Origin of the sequence: Mesorhizobium sophorae (assembly GCF_002270415.1) — a bacterium.
In the GTDB taxonomy this organism is placed as follows: domain Bacteria; phylum Pseudomonadota; class Alphaproteobacteria; order Rhizobiales; family Rhizobiaceae; genus Mesorhizobium; species Mesorhizobium sophorae.
The window spans coordinates 849,289-863,952 of record NZ_NNRI01000022.1 but is presented as its reverse complement, the minus strand read 5'-3'; the positions used below and the strand labels follow the sequence as shown (position 1 = coordinate 863,952).

At 63.9% G+C, this 14,664-nt stretch carries 15 protein-coding genes and 1 pseudogene; 7 read left to right on the top strand and 9 right to left on the bottom strand.

Going from position 1 to position 14,664, the window contains the following annotated elements:
- Positions 1–58 precede the first annotated feature (58 nt).
- Positions 59–1,717, top strand: a complete 1,659-nt coding sequence (locus tag CGZ66_RS35315; protein ID WP_095091233.1) for an acyl-CoA synthetase — start codon at positions 59–61, stop codon at positions 1,715–1,717.
- A 182-nt stretch (positions 1,718–1,899) separates the two neighbouring features.
- Positions 1,900–2,793 carry a hypothetical protein gene (locus CGZ66_RS35310; protein ID WP_095091232.1) on the top strand — a complete coding sequence of 298 codons (894 nt, stop codon included), beginning with the start codon at positions 1,900–1,902 and terminating at the stop codon, positions 2,791–2,793.
- Positions 2,794–2,907: 114 nt separating this feature from the next.
- Here CGZ66_RS35310 and CGZ66_RS35305 read toward each other — a convergent pair whose 3' ends face one another.
- Genes CGZ66_RS35305 through CGZ66_RS35295 form a run of 3 tightly spaced genes read right to left on the bottom strand, consistent with a single transcriptional unit; the run spans position 2,908 to position 4,814 of the window.
- Complete coding sequence (locus tag CGZ66_RS35305; protein WP_095091231.1) at positions 2,908–3,120, bottom strand: tautomerase family protein; 213 nt, start codon at positions 3,118–3,120, stop codon at positions 2,908–2,910.
- Positions 3,121–3,151: 31 nt separating this feature from the next.
- Entirely contained in the window at positions 3,152–4,048 is an 897-nt protein-coding gene (locus CGZ66_RS35300) for an SDR family oxidoreductase (protein ID WP_095091765.1), read from the bottom strand.
- A gap of 7 nt (positions 4,049–4,055) precedes the next feature.
- The gene (locus CGZ66_RS35295) at positions 4,056–4,814 is read right to left on the bottom strand and encodes an SDR family oxidoreductase (protein ID WP_095091230.1); all 759 of its coding nucleotides are present in this window, start codon (positions 4,812–4,814) and stop codon (positions 4,056–4,058) included.
- A 102-nt stretch (positions 4,815–4,916) separates the two neighbouring features.
- Here CGZ66_RS35295 and CGZ66_RS35290 point away from each other — a divergent pair, with 102 nt between their 5' ends.
- Entirely contained in the window at positions 4,917–5,810 is an 894-nt protein-coding gene (locus tag CGZ66_RS35290) for a LysR family transcriptional regulator (RefSeq protein ID WP_095091229.1), read from the top strand.
- A gap of 35 nt (positions 5,811–5,845) precedes the next feature.
- Here CGZ66_RS35290 and CGZ66_RS40195 read toward each other — a convergent pair whose 3' ends face one another.
- The gene (locus CGZ66_RS40195) at positions 5,846–6,088 is read right to left on the bottom strand and encodes a hypothetical protein (protein ID WP_167392367.1); all 243 of its coding nucleotides are present in this window, start codon (positions 6,086–6,088) and stop codon (positions 5,846–5,848) included.
- On the opposite strand from CGZ66_RS40195, the gene CGZ66_RS35285 reads away from it, so the two are divergent.
- Positions 6,087–8,627 (top strand): bifunctional diguanylate cyclase/phosphodiesterase, encoded by a 2,541-nt coding sequence (locus CGZ66_RS35285; RefSeq protein ID WP_245331359.1) that lies wholly within the window; start codon positions 6,087–6,089, stop codon positions 8,625–8,627. The two genes, CGZ66_RS40195 and CGZ66_RS35285, sit on opposite strands and share 2 nt — an antisense overlap.
- Positions 8,628–8,641: 14 nt before the next feature.
- Here CGZ66_RS35285 and CGZ66_RS35280 read toward each other — a convergent pair whose 3' ends face one another.
- Positions 8,642–10,264 (bottom strand): ABC-F family ATP-binding cassette domain-containing protein, encoded by a 1,623-nt coding sequence (locus CGZ66_RS35280; RefSeq protein WP_095091228.1) that lies wholly within the window; start codon positions 10,262–10,264, stop codon positions 8,642–8,644.
- A 255-nt stretch (positions 10,265–10,519) separates the two neighbouring features.
- Here CGZ66_RS35280 and CGZ66_RS35275 point away from each other — a divergent pair, with 255 nt between their 5' ends.
- Complete coding sequence (locus CGZ66_RS35275; RefSeq protein ID WP_095091227.1) at positions 10,520–10,819, top strand: hypothetical protein; 300 nt, start codon at positions 10,520–10,522, stop codon at positions 10,817–10,819.
- Positions 10,820–11,134: 315 nt separating this feature from the next.
- Here CGZ66_RS35275 and CGZ66_RS41435 read toward each other — a convergent pair whose 3' ends face one another.
- Together CGZ66_RS41435 and CGZ66_RS41430 are read right to left on the bottom strand one after the other, a co-directional pair.
- The gene (locus tag CGZ66_RS41435; RefSeq protein ID WP_280952846.1) at positions 11,135–11,455 is read right to left on the bottom strand and encodes an SDR family NAD(P)-dependent oxidoreductase; all 321 of its coding nucleotides are present in this window, start codon (positions 11,453–11,455) and stop codon (positions 11,135–11,137) included.
- Between the two features lie 140 nt (positions 11,456–11,595).
- Positions 11,596–11,832: pseudogene (locus tag CGZ66_RS41430) on the bottom strand (SDR family NAD(P)-dependent oxidoreductase); the annotation flags it as partial.
- Positions 11,833–11,993: 161 nt separating this feature from the next.
- Here CGZ66_RS41430 and CGZ66_RS35265 point away from each other — a divergent pair.
- Entirely contained in the window at positions 11,994–12,623 is a 630-nt protein-coding gene (locus tag CGZ66_RS35265) for a glutathione S-transferase family protein (protein ID WP_095091226.1), read from the top strand.
- A 140-nt stretch (positions 12,624–12,763) separates the two neighbouring features.
- Entirely contained in the window at positions 12,764–13,252 is a 489-nt protein-coding gene (locus CGZ66_RS35260) for an RrF2 family transcriptional regulator (protein WP_095091225.1), read from the top strand.
- Positions 13,253–13,424: 172 nt separating this feature from the next.
- Here CGZ66_RS35260 and CGZ66_RS35255 read toward each other — a convergent pair whose 3' ends face one another.
- Positions 13,425–13,844: a cupin domain-containing protein gene (locus CGZ66_RS35255; RefSeq protein WP_095091763.1), complete on the bottom strand. Its 420-nt coding sequence runs from the start codon at positions 13,842–13,844 to the stop codon at positions 13,425–13,427.
- Positions 13,845–13,900: 56 nt separating this feature from the next.
- Entirely contained in the window at positions 13,901–14,653 is a 753-nt protein-coding gene (locus tag CGZ66_RS35250; RefSeq protein WP_095091224.1) for an SDR family oxidoreductase, read from the bottom strand.
- Positions 14,654–14,664 lie beyond the last annotated feature (11 nt).

Here is a 14,664-nt window from a genome sequence, read left to right as displayed (position 1 = left end):
GCTATCCTGTCGCCAATGACGATGGTCCACGGGGACGCCGCCACGGAGGGATGCAGCGATGGTTGGAGCTTCGGCCGGCTTGCCGCGCTACGCGGATGCCGTTCAGCGCTTTCGTATCGAGGATGAAGTCGCGCGCCTTCATGGCGACCCCTCGACCGGCATCAATGCCTGCGTCGAATGCTGCGATCGCCACGCCGGGCAAAACCGGCTGGCGCTGCGCGCGATCTCCGCCAATGGCGAGCTGCGGGAATTCAGCTTCGATGATCTTCGCGATATGTCGGCGCGCGTCGGCAACATACTCAAGGAAGTGGGCGTGCGCCCCGGCGATGTCGTTGCCGGCATGCTGCCGCGCATTCCCGACCTGGTGGCGCTCATCCTCGGCACCTGGCGCATCGGCGCGGTCTATCAGCCGCTGTTCACCGCCTTCGGCCCGAAGGCCATCGAGCACCGGCTGAAGACCAGCGGCGCCAAACTCGTCGTCACCAACACAGCCAACCGCGGCAAGCTCGACGAGGTGGAGGATTGCCCCCGCGTGGCGACCATCCTTGCCCCGGGTGAAGCCTTGCCGGGGGGCGACATCGATTTCCGCGCCGCGTTTGCCGCCGCCTCGACGTCCTGCGAGCCGGTCATGCGCAAAGGCGACGACCTGTTCATGATGATGTCGACCTCGGGCACGACAGGCCTGCCCAAGGGCGTGCCGGTGCCGCTGCGCGCGCTGCTGGCGTTCGGCGCCTATATGCGCGATGCGATCGGTTTGCGGCCCGACGACGTCTTCTGGAACATCGCCGATCCCGGCTGGGCCTACGGTCTGTATTACGCGATCACCGGCCCCTTGCTGCTCGGCATCGCCACGACCTTCAACGAAGGCGCCTTCACCGCCAACAGCACCTACGACATCATCGAGCGCCTCGGCGTCACCAGCCTCGCCGGATCGCCGACCGCCTTCCGACTTTTGCTGGCCGAAGGCGCGGCGGCCGCCGCCCGCATCAAGGGCCGGCTGCGCGTGGTGAGCAGCGCCGGCGAGCCGCTCAACCCGGAAGTCATCCGCTGGTTCGACGCCCATCTTGGCGTGCCGATCCACGACCACTACGGCCAGACCGAGAACGGCATGTTGGTCAACAACCATCACGGCCTGTCGCACCCGGTGCGCCCGGGCTCGGCCGGCTTTGCCATGCCGGGCTACCGCATCGTCGTGCTGGACGAGGCCGGCCAGGAGCTCGGCCCGAACCAGCCCGGCATCCTTGCCGTCGACATCGCCAACTCGCCGCTGCGCTGGTTCGACGGTTATCACCAGGCGGAAACTCCGGCGATTTCGGGCGGCTATTACCGCAGCGGCGACACGGTCGAGTTCGAGCCAGACGGGTCGATCAGCTTCATCGGCCGCGCCGACGACGTCATCACTTCGTCGGGCTATCGCATCGGTCCGTTCGACGTCGAAAGCGCGCTCATCGAACACCCGGCGGTCAACGAGGCAGCGGTTGTCGGCGTGCCCGACCCGCAGCGCACCGAGATCGTCAAGGCCTTCGTCATCCTTGCATCTTCGTTTCGCGGCAGCCCGGAACTGGCCGAGGAACTGGCGCAGCATGTCCGCAAGCGGCTCTCGGCCCACGCCTATCCGCGCGAAATCGACTTCGTCACCGAATTGCCGAAGACGCCGAGCGGCAAGATCCAGCGCTTCTTGCTGAGGAAGGCGGAGGTGGAGAAGCGGAAGGGGTGAGGCGTGGTCCGCAAAGCGGACGGAAAGCCAATTGCTTGGCTTTCCGAACAACGAACGCCCGGAGCGCCAGCGGAGGGCCGGCCGACGCATACAATGCTTGGCGTCGACGGTACTGCCGCGCAATAGCCGCAAAGCTACTCGATGGCTCCCAATCTGTCGATCGCCATAAAGGGGGTTATGTCATGCGGTTGGTCTGGATGATCGTTTTCGCACTCGCGACCGGAGCCGCTTTCGCGGCCTCGCCGGAGGACGACTATATCGCCGCACGCGACAAGGCGATTTCCGCTATCGCAGCGCTGGAAAGCGCGAACGAACCCGTGGAAGCGCTGGATGCCGCCGGGACGAAAGCGCTGGCCGATCTGGAAAAGCGGCTTTCAGTCCTTCTCGGCCCCTTGGCGGTTTCAGGTTTTCCGGCAACCGGCACGATCAATCTCGAAAGCCTGAGCGATGCCGATATCGGGTTCGGCATGCTGGACGGGTTGCGCTACACCAAAGGCGACGACGGCCCGAGCCTGGTGGCAACGACGCGGGGGCTTCTCGAGCGGTGGCTCCAGTCCAGAGCCGCCGAGATGGATACGAGCTTCAGACTGCCCACCGGCGTCGATGCGGCACTAAAGCTCGATGCCTTCTACACCCAGGCGATCAACAGCGACGCCGCGTTCACGGGGACGCTCGACTTTCCGCTGAAGAAGCCTGAAGGCGCCGACATCGCCTTTGCGCGGCTCGGCGGCTGGGCGCAGGACATAGGACCGAACCCCGACCAGCAGGTCATCGTCACGCTCGTCAAGGGCAACAGCGTCATGATCGCCTCGGCCCCCGCGGCACCGCCTGTTCCGAAGATCGCCGCCTGCGACGCCTTGTGGGCCTCGGCGGACGCCGCCGCCCAGAAGTTCCAGGAGGCCTACCAAGCCTCGGACCTCAAGGACCAAAAGGCGTATGATGCCGCCAATGCCGCCTGGGAGAAAGGTGACGCCGACTATCGTGCCTGCATGGGCCAGCACCTGCCGGGCGAGCCGGTCTTCCCAGCGCTTCTCGCCCAAGCCCAGGAGCTTGCCGATCACATGGCCGGCAAGTAAGCGCGACGAAGGCCTCTGTTTGCGAAAAGGCACCCTCCGTCTAGGCAAGGCCGAGACGGAGTGAACTTCAGCCGTGATCCGGGCAGCTGCCCAAGGTAAGGCGCGGTTCGGGCGCTACTCCTTCGCGCGATAGGCCTCTGGCACGACGAAGGCTTCGTCGGCACGGCCATAGCCGCCATCGGCGACTTCCTCCACCAGCACCATCGTGTAGGGTCGGACGCCTTCGCCGAAAAAGTCGACGAACATTGCCGTGGTTCGATGGATGAGGTCTTCCTTCTGCGCCTTGGAGAGAGCCTCCTGCGGCATCTTGATGTTGGCGAATGGCATGATCGTTTTCCTTGGTCTTTGAGGTTGGATTTCAGGCTTGGGGATGGAGCAGGTCGGCAAGGCCGATCCGTTCCATGAGTTGCGCGCGGACGCGATCGGCGACGCCATTGACAACCGCCGCACCATCGTCAGCGGGGTCGACGTGCAGGCGCAGCGGGCGCCTTCCGTGCGGCATCGCCACGAGGTCGACGATGGCCGCCGCGATATCAGCCGGGTCGGCATCCGCCGGCTCAAGTGCGGCCAGCCCCTTCAGCACCTGCTGATCGACGCCGGCGTAGGGGCCAGACCAGTAGTGCGCGGCGCGCTCCGCATCCGCCGGCGCTGCCGCATGATGAAAATGCTCCGTGCCCTTGGTGAAGGCGCCCGGCACGACGATGGTCGTCTCGATGCCGAAGCGGGCGAGTTCCAGCGCATAGCTCTGCGCCAGTGCATCCATGCCGGCCTTGGCCGCGAAATAGGCCGCGAGGAAGGGCGGCGTGCCGCCCCGCGTGCTGCTCGAGCCGACCCAGATCATCTGGCCCCGGCTAAGAGAGCGCATATGTGGCAAGGCCGCACGGTTGACACGCTGCGTGCCGACGACGTTGACGTCATAGAGCTGCGCCAGCTGTTCGGGCGCGAAAGCCTCGGTCGGTCCGAACCCCATGTGCCCGGCATTGTGGATCAGCACGTCGAGCCGGCCGGCCTCGCCGACGATCAGCCGGACCGCCGCCTCGGCCGAGGTGTCCGAGGTCACATCGAGCGCAATGGGCTTGAGCGCCACGCCCTCATCACGAGCGAACTTTTCCATCTCGGCTGCCGCAGCACCGCCGCGCGCCGCCGGGTCGCGCATCGATGCATAGACCGTGTGGCCCGCGCTTGCGAGCGCCCGCGCCGTCATCGCGCCGAAGCCGCTGGAAGCGCCTGTGATCAAAATTGTCTGTTGCATGATTGTCTCCTCAGACCACGCCGCCATTGGCGCGGATGATTTGCCCGTTGACCCAACCGCTATCCGGCCCGGCCAGGAACGACACCAGCCCGGCGATGTCTTCGGGCTGGCCGAGCCGGCCGAGCGGGATCATTTTGCCGATGGCCTCGATTTGCGCCTGGCTCTTGCCGTCCGTGAACAGGGCGGTCTCGATCGGTCCGGGCGCCACCGCGTTGACGGTGACGCGGCGCGCGCCAAGCTCCTTGGCCAGGATGTGGGTCATCGCCTCGACGCCTGCCTTGGTGGCGGCGTAGACGCCGTAACCCGGCTGGTAGAGGCCGACGACGCTGCTTGAGAAGTTGATGATACGACCGCCGTCGCGAAGCCGGCGCGCACCTTCCCGCATGCCGCGGAACACACCGCCGAGATTGATCGCGACCTGCATGTCGAACAAGGCGTCATCGGTCTCGGCGATCGGTGACGTCTTCATGATGCCGGCATTGTTGACGAGGATGTCGATGCCGCCGAACGCCTTCTCGCCGGCATCGAACAGCCTCGTGAGGCCCGCCGGATCGGCGATATCGGCCTGCACGGCGATCGCCTTGCCGCCGTCGGCCTCGATCGCCCGGACAAGCTCTTCGGCCTCCGCGCGTCCCCGCGCATAGTTGACGACGACGGCGACACCGTCGCCGGCGAGCCGCCGCGCGATGGCGGCACCGATGCCCTTGGAGGCGCCGGTCACAATCGCCGCTCTGGTTTGAGTGCCTGTATCTGTCTGCTGATTTGTCATGGAAGGTCTCCGCGTTGTTGGTGACACGGATATAGGCCAAGCCATCTTCCGGATAATCAGCCGCCTATTGACATGACTATTCGGAAACTGCGAACAAAGACCATGGATCGTCTGGACACCATGCGGCTCTTCATCCGCGTCCTGGAGCGACGCAGCTTCACCGCCGCGGCGGCAGATCTCGGCCTGCCGCGCTCAACAGCGACAGAAGCGATCCGGCGGCTCGAAGAGCATCTCGGCGCGCGCCTGCTGGAGCGAACGACGCGGCAGGTCAACGCCACGCAGGACGGCGAAGCCTATTATCGGCGCTGCCTGTCCATCCTCGCCGAGATCGAGGATGCCGAGGCCGCCTTCCGCAATGCCGAGCCCTACGGGCTGCTGCGCATCGACGCCAGCACGCTGCTCACCCGCACATTCCTGTTGCCGCGCCTGCCCGAGTTTCTCGCCCGCTATTCCCGCATCGACCTGCAGATCGGCCAGAGCGACAGGCTGGTCGATCTCGTGCGCGAGGGCGTCGACTGCGTGATACGTGTCGGCGAGCCGCCCGACAGCGGCATGATCATGCGGCGCCTGGCGATGATCCGCGAGATCACCTGCGCCAGTCCTGCCTATCTGGAGCGCCACGGCATGCCGATCTCCCCCGATGCGTTGGATGGTCACCAGGCTGTGGGCTTCGTCTCGTCGCGCACCGGCGAGACCCTGCCATTCGAATTCACCGTCGCCGGCAAGGCCCGCGAGGTCCGGTTGCCGGGCCGCGTTGCGGCCAACAATTCCGACACCGCCGCCGATCTGGCACGGCTTGGACTTGGCCTCATCCAGGCACCGCGCTATCGCTTCGAGAAGGACCTTGCCGATGGGACGCTCGTCGAGGTGCTGGCCGACTACCCGCCCTCGCCGACACCGCTGTCAGCGCTTTACCCGCAAAACAGGCAGCTCTCGCCGCGGCTTCGCGTCTTCCTCGACTGGGCATCGCGCATCTTCACTAAGGCGAACCTTTAGCGGCCGGCATTGACCGTGAAGAAGTCCAACCGGCGTCAGCCCGCTATGCATTGGTTCAGCCTGCGGGCTGAAATGCCGGCATAGGCACGATGCTGAAACTTCAGGCTGGCCTGGAAGGTTAAATTTAAGCGTTTGGCAGTAGGATCGACCGACGAGCTATTGTCCAGCAAAGGTACCCGGGTCGAATTGGCCACAACGCGATACAGTCTCGGCCGCTTGAGACAGGCCGTTTTTTCTTCCGCCAACTTGCCGGCGGCAATAGCCTTTGTTGTGCTCATGGTCTGCGCCGTCGTTGCCGACCAGCAGAACAGGAAGGTCTCCGACCAACTGGCGCGCGCCGATGTGCTGGCTAAGGTCAACGTCATCCGCGCCAAGCTCGAAGGCAACATAAACGGCAATCTCCAGCTTGTTCAGGGGCTCGTCTCGGCCATCGTTACAGAGCCCTACATGGGCCAGCAGAGATTTGCGTCGCTCGCAGGCAATCTGTTCGAGCAGAAATCGCAATTGCACAACATCGCCGGCGCGCCCGACCTGGTCATCTCGCTGATGTACCCGATGGAAGGCAACGAGAAGGCAATCGGGCTCGACTACCGCAAGAACGAGGAGCAACGCCTGGCAGCGCTTCGGGCGCGCGACCAGCGCGTGCTGGTATTTGCCGGACCGGTCAAACTGGCGCAAGGCGGGCGCGGCTTCATCGGTCGCATCCCGGTCTTCGTGCCGACGGCGGGAGGCGGCGACCGCTTCTGGGGCATCGTCTCGGCAGTCGTCGATGTCGACCGGCTCTACGCGGCAAGCGGACTGGCCGACCCCGCTCTCGACATCGATGTCGCGCTGACCGGCAAGGATGCGTTGGGCGGCGGGGGCGAACGTTTCTTCGGCAACGGCACGGTCGTCGCCGGCAATCCCGTAGCGGCCGACGTGCAGCTGCCTTCGGGTTCCTGGCAAATTTCGGCCATCCCCAAGAATGGCTGGCCAGCGGCTCCGAAAAATCAGTGGACCTTGCGGGCACTCATGGCACTTGCCGGCGCGCTGGTGGTACTGCCGATTCTCGTGGCCGGGCGGCTGTTTGGCGAAAGGCAAAGGAATGACGCCGAGTTGAGGCGCCTGTCCGGTCGCCTGGAGCTGGCGCTGGACGCCTCGGGCATCGGCGTTTGGGAGCACGACCTCGCCACCAACGAACTGCTGTGGGACGACCGCGTCAACGAAATCTATGGCAGGCCGGCCGACGGCAAGCCACGAGGCTATAACGACTGGGCGCTGGCGATCCACCCAGAGGACATCGAGCGGGCAAAGCAGGACTTCGATTCGGCCGCGACGACAAAAGGCCCCTACTTCTCGCAATACCGGCTCCTGCGCCCCGACGGCGCCGTCCGTCATGTGCGCACGCGCGCCAGCTTCTTCCAGGACATCGGCGGCACGCCCAAGCTGATCGGCGCCGAATGGGATGTGACCAGCGACGTCCTGCTCAACGAGAACCTCATTCGCGAGCGCCAGCTGTCGGAATCGAAGAACGCCGAGCTGAAGCTTGCCAAGGCGCATATCGAGCATGTGGCGCTGCACGATTCACTGACAGGCCTGCCCAACCGCCGCTATCTCGACGAGATGCTGGCCGAAACCGGCCAACACGACCGCATGGCGCTGCTGCATCTTGACCTCGACCGCTTCAAGCAGATCAATGACACGCTCGGGCACGCAGCGGGCGACGCGATGCTGATGCATGCCTCGAAGGTCATCAAGGCCAATGCCGGCTCTGGCGATTTCGTTGCGCGCATCGGCGGCGACGAGTTCGTCGTGGTAAGCCATGGGCGTGACGACGACGCGCTCTCGGCACTCGCCGACCGCATCATCGAGGAGATGCGCCAGCCTGTCTACTATCGGGGCCATCAGTGCCGGTTCGGGGTCAGCATCGGCATTGCCGCCAACAGCGGCGTCGACGCAAAGCAGTTGCTCGTCAACGCCGATCTCGCGCTTTACCGGGCGAAAGGCCGTGGCCGCAACCGCTACGAGTTCTTCAACGAGGAACTGCAGAGCGAGATCGTGCGGACCAAGCAGGTCGCCGACGAGATCCTGGGCGGGCTGGAGCGGGATGAATTCGTCGCCTACTACCAGCCGCAGTTCGACGCCAGGACGCTCGAGATCGTCGGCGTCGAAGCGTTGTCGCGCTGGAAGCACCCGCGGCGTGGCATCCTGGCCCCCGACGCCTATCTCAAGGTGGCCGAAGAGCTCAATGTCGTGGCGCTGATCGACCGCATCGTCCTCAAGGATGCGCTGGAGAATTTCGAGCGCTGGTCGCGCAGCCATCTCAACATCCCGCGTGTCTCGGTCAACGTCTCGGCCAGGCGCCTGGAGGACAAGGACCTGATCAAGGGTTTGCGCGAGCTCGCCATCAAGGAAGGAACCGTGTCGTTCGAGCTGGTGGAGTCCATCTTCCTCGACGAGAACGACGATCTGGTCACCTGGAACATCGAGCACATCAAGGAGCTCGGCATCGACATCGAGATCGACGATTTTGGCACCGGCTATGCCTCGATCGTCTCCCTGCTCAAGTTGCGGCCGCGTCGCCTCAAGATCGACCGCCAACTGGTCACGCCCATCACTGGCTCAATGGCGCAGCGGCAGCTGGTGTCGTCGATCATCGAGATCGGCAAATCGCTCGGCATCGAAGTGGTTGCCGAGGGCGTAGAGACGATGGAGCACGCGCGCATCCTGAAGGAGCTTGGTTGCGATATCCTGCAAGGTTACTTTCTTGGCCGCCCGATGGAGGCGAAGGCCTTCAAGACCTTCGCCCAGTCTCGCAAGTGGCTGGCCGCGGGGTAGTGGCTTGGCGCCCCTTAGCTCCTGAGCCCCGGCGCTTCCTGCCCCGTCCGCTCGACATACTCCGTATAGCCGCCGCCATAGGTGTGGATGCCTTCGGGCGTCAGTTCCAGCACGCGGTTGGAAAGTGCCGCCAGGAAATGCCGGTCGTGCGATACGAAGAGCATGGTGCCTTCGTACTGGGAGAGTGCGGTGATCAGCATCTCCTTGGTGGCGATGTCGAGATGGTTGGTCGGCTCGTCCAGCACCAGCAGGTTGGGCGGGTCGAACAGCATCAGCGCCATCACCAGCCGCGCCTTCTCGCCGCCTGACAGCACCCGGCATTTCTTCTCGATTTCGTCGCCGGAAAAGCCGAAGCAGCCGGCGAGTGCCCTGAGCGGCGCCTGGCCGGCCTGCGGGAACGCGTCCTCCAGCGTCTGGAACACGGTACGCTCGCCTTCCAGCAATTCCATGGCGTGCTGGGCGAAATAACCCATCTTGACGCTTGGGCCGCGCGCCACCGTGCCGGCGTCGGGCTCGGAAGCACCGGCGACCAGCTTCAACAGCGTCGACTTGCCGGCGCCATTGACGCCCATGATGCACCAGCGCTCGCGGCGGCGGACCTGGAAATCGAGCCCTTCATAGATGCTGCGGCTGCCATAACCCTTGTGGACGCTCTTCAGCGTCACGACATCCTCGCCGCAGCGGGGCGCCGGCTGGAAGTCGAACGACACCGTCTGGCGGCGCTTGGGCGGCTCGACGCGGTCGATCTTGTCGAGCTTCTTCACCCGGCTCTGCACCTGCGCGGCATGCGAGGCGCGCGCCTTGAAGCGCTCGATGAAGGCGATCTCCTTGGCCAGCATCGCCTGCTGGCGCTCGAACTGCGCCTGCTGCTGCTTGTCGGCGATCGCCCGCTGCTGCTGATAGAATTCGTAATTGCCGGAATAGGCGGTCAGCGAACCTGCGTCGATCTCGACCACCTTGTTGACGATGCGGTTCATGAACTCGCGGTCGTGCGAGGTCATCAGCAATGCGCCGTCATAGTTCTTCAGGAAGGATTCCAGCCAGATCAGGCTTTCGAGGTCGAGATGGTTGCTCGGCTCGTCGAGCAGCATGGCGTCGGGCCGCATCAGAAGGATGCGGGCCAGCGCCACGCGCATCTTCCAGCCGCCGGAGAGTTTGCCGACATCGCCGTCCATCATCTCCTGGCTGAAACCCAGGCCATCGAGCACCTCACGCGCGCGGCCGTCCAGCGCATAGCCATCGAGCTCCTCGAAACGGTGCTGCGCCTCGCCATATCTGGCGATGATGTCGTCCATCTGGTCGGCCTGGTCGCGGTCGGCCATGGCGGCCTCGAGTGCGGCCATCTCGGCCGCCACGTCGCTCACCGGCCCGGCGCCGTTCATCACTTCGGCCACAGCGCTGTGGCCTTCCATGTCGCCGACATCCTGGCTGAAATAACCGATGGTGACACCGCGATCGACCTGCACCTGGCCTTCGTCGGGCTGTTCCTGCCCGGTGATCATGCGAAACAGCGTCGTCTTGCCAGCGCCGTTGGGGCCGACGAGGCCGACCTTCTCGCCCTTCTGCAGCGCCGCCGACGCTTCGATGAAGACAAGCTGACGGCCATTCTGCTTGCTGATGCTTTCCAGTCTGATCATGCGATTTCCGGGGGGCTTGGAACTTGGAAGGATTTTCCCCGGGGCCATACGCGATGGCGGGCGCCAGAGGAAGAGGCGCAAGCGCCGCAGCGGCAGCACTTCCCTCCTTCTTGTGGGAGAAACCAAGACCGTCCCCGGACACAATCCAGAAACAAGATTCAACAGTTCGGAAAAACTGGCGAAAAGATCGGCTGGCATAAGCATCCCGCGGCGGCCGGAATGGTCGCGGCACAACGCCAACGGATGTCACCGGCAATGCAACGAGGTTTGAACGGATGGACGGGTGCCCTGCTCGGCATGTCGCTTGCCGTCACCGCGATCGGACCGTCGGAAGCAAAAGCCGCCATCACCCGCAGCGAGCACTGCGACCGGCTCAGTCATCAACTCGACGAAGTCATCCAGACCAAAGCCGAGACAGCCGAGGTCGCCGAGGCAACGACACTGCAGAAGACAGCCATCCGCTTCTGTGCCGAGCGCAAGCAGGCGCAAGGCATCAGGACGCTGGCCAACGCTCTGGAGCTGCTTGGGGTGACACCGGACGATGAGGCTGAGTGAGATCAGATCTATGAAACCAGTTTTTTGAAGCCCAGGCTTTCAACACGTCAAGAAGCACCCCCCACAAGAAGGACGGCAGCAAGCTCGCCAAGGCTTATTGATCGCCCTTCTCTCTGACTTCCTCCCAGGGAAAGGCCGCCACTCGCAAAAGCGAGGGCGGCTTTTTTCTTGCGCGGTTTTTCGAAAGCTGGCATTCCGCCCGGAACTGCGTGAAATCAAGACCTTACAGCGGTTCAACGATTCAACAAGTGAGCCGTCCGAAACCAGACAGCGGTTGAATCTGTGCTCCGCCGATCATGCCCGCGTCCGGGATCCTCACCACGGCAGCCTTTTGCCGTCGCGAAAGAAACCGCCGGTCGGACCGTCATCCGCCAAGGTCGCCGCCCAGACGATGCCCGCTGCTCCTTGCGCCACCGGGCGCCCGCCCGGCCCCCCCATGTCGGTGGCGACCCAGCCGGGGCAGACGGCGTTGACCAGCACGCCGGCGCCGTGCAGTTCGGCCGCCAGCACGCAGGTCAGCGCGTTGAGGGTCGCCTTCGATGTCGAATAGGCCGGCGCCCCCGCCCCCATCGAGGCCAGCGAACCACCCTCGGAAGAAACGTTGACCAGCCTGCCATGGCCACCGGCCTTGAGCAGCGGCGCGAAGGCGGACGCGGCCCGCCAGGCGCCAAAGACATTGTCTCGAACGCCTCGCGGATCACCTTCCAGTCCGGCAGCAACGCCCGCGAACCGGTGTCGTAGTGGATCGCGGCGTTGTTGATCAGCACGTCGAGACGGCCGAAGCGGCGCTCGACATCCGCCGCCGCCAGTGCCGCTGCGTCAGGCGCCGCGACATCGAACGCGATGGCCTCGACATGGCCGTCGAGGCCTCGTGCCGCCGCTTCGCCTCTGGCGAGGTCGCGCACGCCGAGCAGAACGGTGAAGCCGAGCTTCGCCAGCTGGCGCCCGGTCTCGAGCCCGATGCCGCGATTGGCGCCGGTAACCAGCGCGACCTTGCTGGATTGCGTGTTCATGTGCTGCTCCCGGGATGTCGATTGCTTCGGGAGAAAGATGGCACGAGCGGAAGTGATTTATTAGGTGGCTGGGATCGCAGTCTTCATGCGATGGCGTGCAGGAATCGGGTGGTGGCCGGGCGGCACGCCATGCGATGGTTGATCCATCACGAGGACCAGCCATGCTCAAGCTTCATGATTATCTCCCATCGCAGAATGGCTGGAAGGTCCGGGTTCTGCTCGGGCTGCTCAAGATCCCCTATGACAGTCGCAAGGTCTCGATTTTCGAGGGCGAGAGCCACACCGACGCCTTCCTTGAACTCAATCCTGCCGGTGCCGTACCGGTGCTCCAGCTCGAAGAGGGCAGCGCCATCGCCGAATCCAATTCGATCCTGACTTACCTCGCCGAAGGGACGCCCCTTCTGCCGGCGGACCGCTATCAGCGCGCCAAAGTCATGCAGTGGCTGTTCTTCGAACAATACAATGTCGAACCGGTCATCGGCTCGCTGCGCTTCTGGACCTTGACCGGACGCCTCGAGCGCAACCAGGGCATGGTTGCAGGCAAGCGCGAAGCCGGAGCCCGCACCCTCGCCGCCATGAACCGCAGCCTTGGCGACACCCCGTTTCTCGTCGGAAACGACTTCACGATCGCCGATATCGCCGTCTATGCCTACAGCCATCGCGCCGAGGATTGCGGCTTCTCGCTGGCGGACTATCCGGCGGTCATGGGGTGGATTGGCCGCGTACGCGACGCCATCGGTCCCGGCTATCCGGTCCATCCCTACAGCATTGACCCGCATTCCGGGGCCTGAACGGCTTACCTCTTGCCCTGCGGACGATGCTGAAACCCCACTCAAGCGGGACCGGGAACCCGTCTGTTTACACCGCAGGAGAATAGGGATATTTTGTATCCTTAATAAAGCTCGGTCAGTATCGACCCCGGAATTCATCGATGATCCTGAAAAGCCAAGTCGAATGGGCGCTGCACTGCTGCGCTATTCTCGCAGGCCTGCCTGCCGGGCGCTATCTCTCGACAAAAGCGCTTGCCGAGTTCCACGGCCTTCCCAAGGAGTATCTATCCAAGGCCCTGCAAAGCCTGTCGCAGGCGGGCCTTGTCCATACGACGCTGGGTCCGTCAGGTGGATATCGATTGGCGCGGACACCGGCTGAACTGACCTTCCTGGATATTGTCGAAGCGGTCGAGGGCAAGACGCCGACGTTCGTGTGCAATAACATCCGCGCAAACAACCCATGCCGTCCGCAGGACTATTGCGAAAGCAGCCCTTGCGCGGTGTCGCGCATCATGTGGGAAGCCGACGAGGCATGGCGTGCAAAATTGCGCAGCGTCAAGCTTTCCGATCTCACCGAGGCCCTGGCGCAGGAGATTCCAGCCGAACTCTGGAAGAGCAGCTTTGAATGGGTGCTGGAGCGCGCCGGATGAATGGAAATGGCAGATCGTGACGGATGGCTAGTCCTTCTTACAGACAACAGGCGGGCCATCGGGCACCCTGAGGATGCCACGCACCCAACATGGCCTCGCCGACATGATTTCCGTCTACCGGAACGGCCGGACACCAGGTGCCCGGCCTCTTCGGCCTACTTGTCTGGTCGGTCTACTTCTTGACCGGATAGGTCAGTTCTTTCTGGTTGGTGTCGACCACGAAGACTGCCAGTAGTTTCGCTGGCTTGGTCTTGCTGCCGTTCTCGCTCACACTGTGGCGGTCACCCGGCAGCTCCGAAAAGCTCTCGCCGGCCTTGTAGACCTTGACCGGGCCATCATTGACCTGGCTGCGGATGGAGCCTTCCAGAACCGTCGCATAGATGAAGGCGGAGGTCGGATGGGTGTGCGCTTCCGAGTGACCGCCGGGACCATATTCGACCAGAATGCCCTTGATGCTCTTGCCGGGGACATTCGGCAGTTCATGCTCATAGACGAGCGTGACTTTCGCGGCCTTCCCGCCTGTGTCCTCGGCTGCGGCCGGGCTTGCCAAGGCAGCCGTGACGATAAGGGCGGCGACGATTGATTTGATCATTTCGAAACTCCTTTCATGCGTTGAGTGGAACGCTGCGCTGCGGCGCATCGTGACGGTCATTTCCGCGCCGAGGTGGCAAACCACTGCTCGAAGGTGATGCGGCCGAGACGGGGATTGTTGTCGGAGACGAGCGACGTGTCGTTCAGCCTCGCGCCGAAATAGAGCGCATCCGGATCAGTCACGACCGTGCGAGGATCGCCGGCAGCCTTCAGGTAGCGGGCGACGAGCTCGCTCATTCGCACACGCTCCGGACCGGAAATCTCGATCATGCCGTTGATCGGCGCGGCGAGCGCGATACCGGCCATGACGTCGGCGACGTCATCGGACGCGATGGGTTGTACATAGGCCGGCGACAGATGTACGGCGTCGCCGACCGTACCCGATTGGGCGATGCCGGCCAAGAACTCCATGAACTGCGTGGAGTGAACGATGGTGTAGGGAATGCCGGACGCCTTAATCAGCTTTTCCTGGGCGAGTTTGGCACGGAAATAGCCGACGTCCTGCAGGCGTTCGGTTCCGACGACCGAGAGCGCGATGTGATGCTTGACGCCGGCAGCCTTGTCCGCCGCGAGCAGATTGCGGCCCGACGTCTCGAAGAACTCCATCGCGGCCTTGTCCTCGAAAGAGGGTGAGTTGGCGAGGTCGATCACGACCTCGGCGCCCGCGAGCGCTTCCTTCAGACCTTCGCCGGTGATGGTGTTGACACCGGTATTCGGGGAGGCGGCGATCACCTCACAGCCCTGCTTGCGCAGGCGTTCGACTGTCTTGGAACCGATGAGACCAGTGCCCCCGATGATGACGATTTTCATAAGACTTCTCC

Excerpts from the sequence above, each read along its gene's own strand:
- CGZ66_RS35315 (WP_095091233.1), top strand. The coding sequence starts at position 59 with ATGGTTGGAGCTTCGGCCGGCTTGCCGCGCTACGCGGATGCCGTTCAG.
- CGZ66_RS35265 (WP_095091226.1), top strand. The coding sequence starts at position 11,994 with ATGCTCAAGCTTCATGATTATCTCCCATCGCAGAATGGCTGGAAGGTC.
- CGZ66_RS35295 (WP_095091230.1), bottom strand. The coding sequence starts at position 4,814 with ATGACAAATCAGCAGACAGATACAGGCACTCAAACCAGAGCGGCGATT.
- CGZ66_RS35305 (WP_095091231.1), bottom strand. The coding sequence starts at position 3,120 with ATGCCATTCGCCAACATCAAGATGCCGCAGGAGGCTCTCTCCAAGGCG.
- CGZ66_RS35260 (WP_095091225.1), top strand. The coding sequence starts at position 12,764 with ATGATCCTGAAAAGCCAAGTCGAATGGGCGCTGCACTGCTGCGCTATT.
- CGZ66_RS35280 (WP_095091228.1), bottom strand. The coding sequence starts at position 10,264 with ATGATCAGACTGGAAAGCATCAGCAAGCAGAATGGCCGTCAGCTTGTC.
- CGZ66_RS35310 (WP_095091232.1), top strand. The coding sequence starts at position 1,900 with ATGCGGTTGGTCTGGATGATCGTTTTCGCACTCGCGACCGGAGCCGCT.
- CGZ66_RS35290 (WP_095091229.1), top strand. The coding sequence starts at position 4,917 with ATGGATCGTCTGGACACCATGCGGCTCTTCATCCGCGTCCTGGAGCGA.
- CGZ66_RS35275 (WP_095091227.1), top strand. The coding sequence starts at position 10,520 with ATGCAACGAGGTTTGAACGGATGGACGGGTGCCCTGCTCGGCATGTCG.
- CGZ66_RS35250 (WP_095091224.1), bottom strand. The coding sequence starts at position 14,653 with ATGAAAATCGTCATCATCGGGGGCACTGGTCTCATCGGTTCCAAGACA.
- CGZ66_RS35255 (WP_095091763.1), bottom strand. The coding sequence starts at position 13,844 with ATGATCAAATCAATCGTCGCCGCCCTTATCGTCACGGCTGCCTTGGCA.
- CGZ66_RS35285 (WP_245331359.1), top strand. The coding sequence starts at position 6,087 with ATGGTCTGCGCCGTCGTTGCCGACCAGCAGAACAGGAAGGTCTCCGAC.
- CGZ66_RS40195 (WP_167392367.1), bottom strand. The coding sequence starts at position 6,088 with ATGAGCACAACAAAGGCTATTGCCGCCGGCAAGTTGGCGGAAGAAAAA.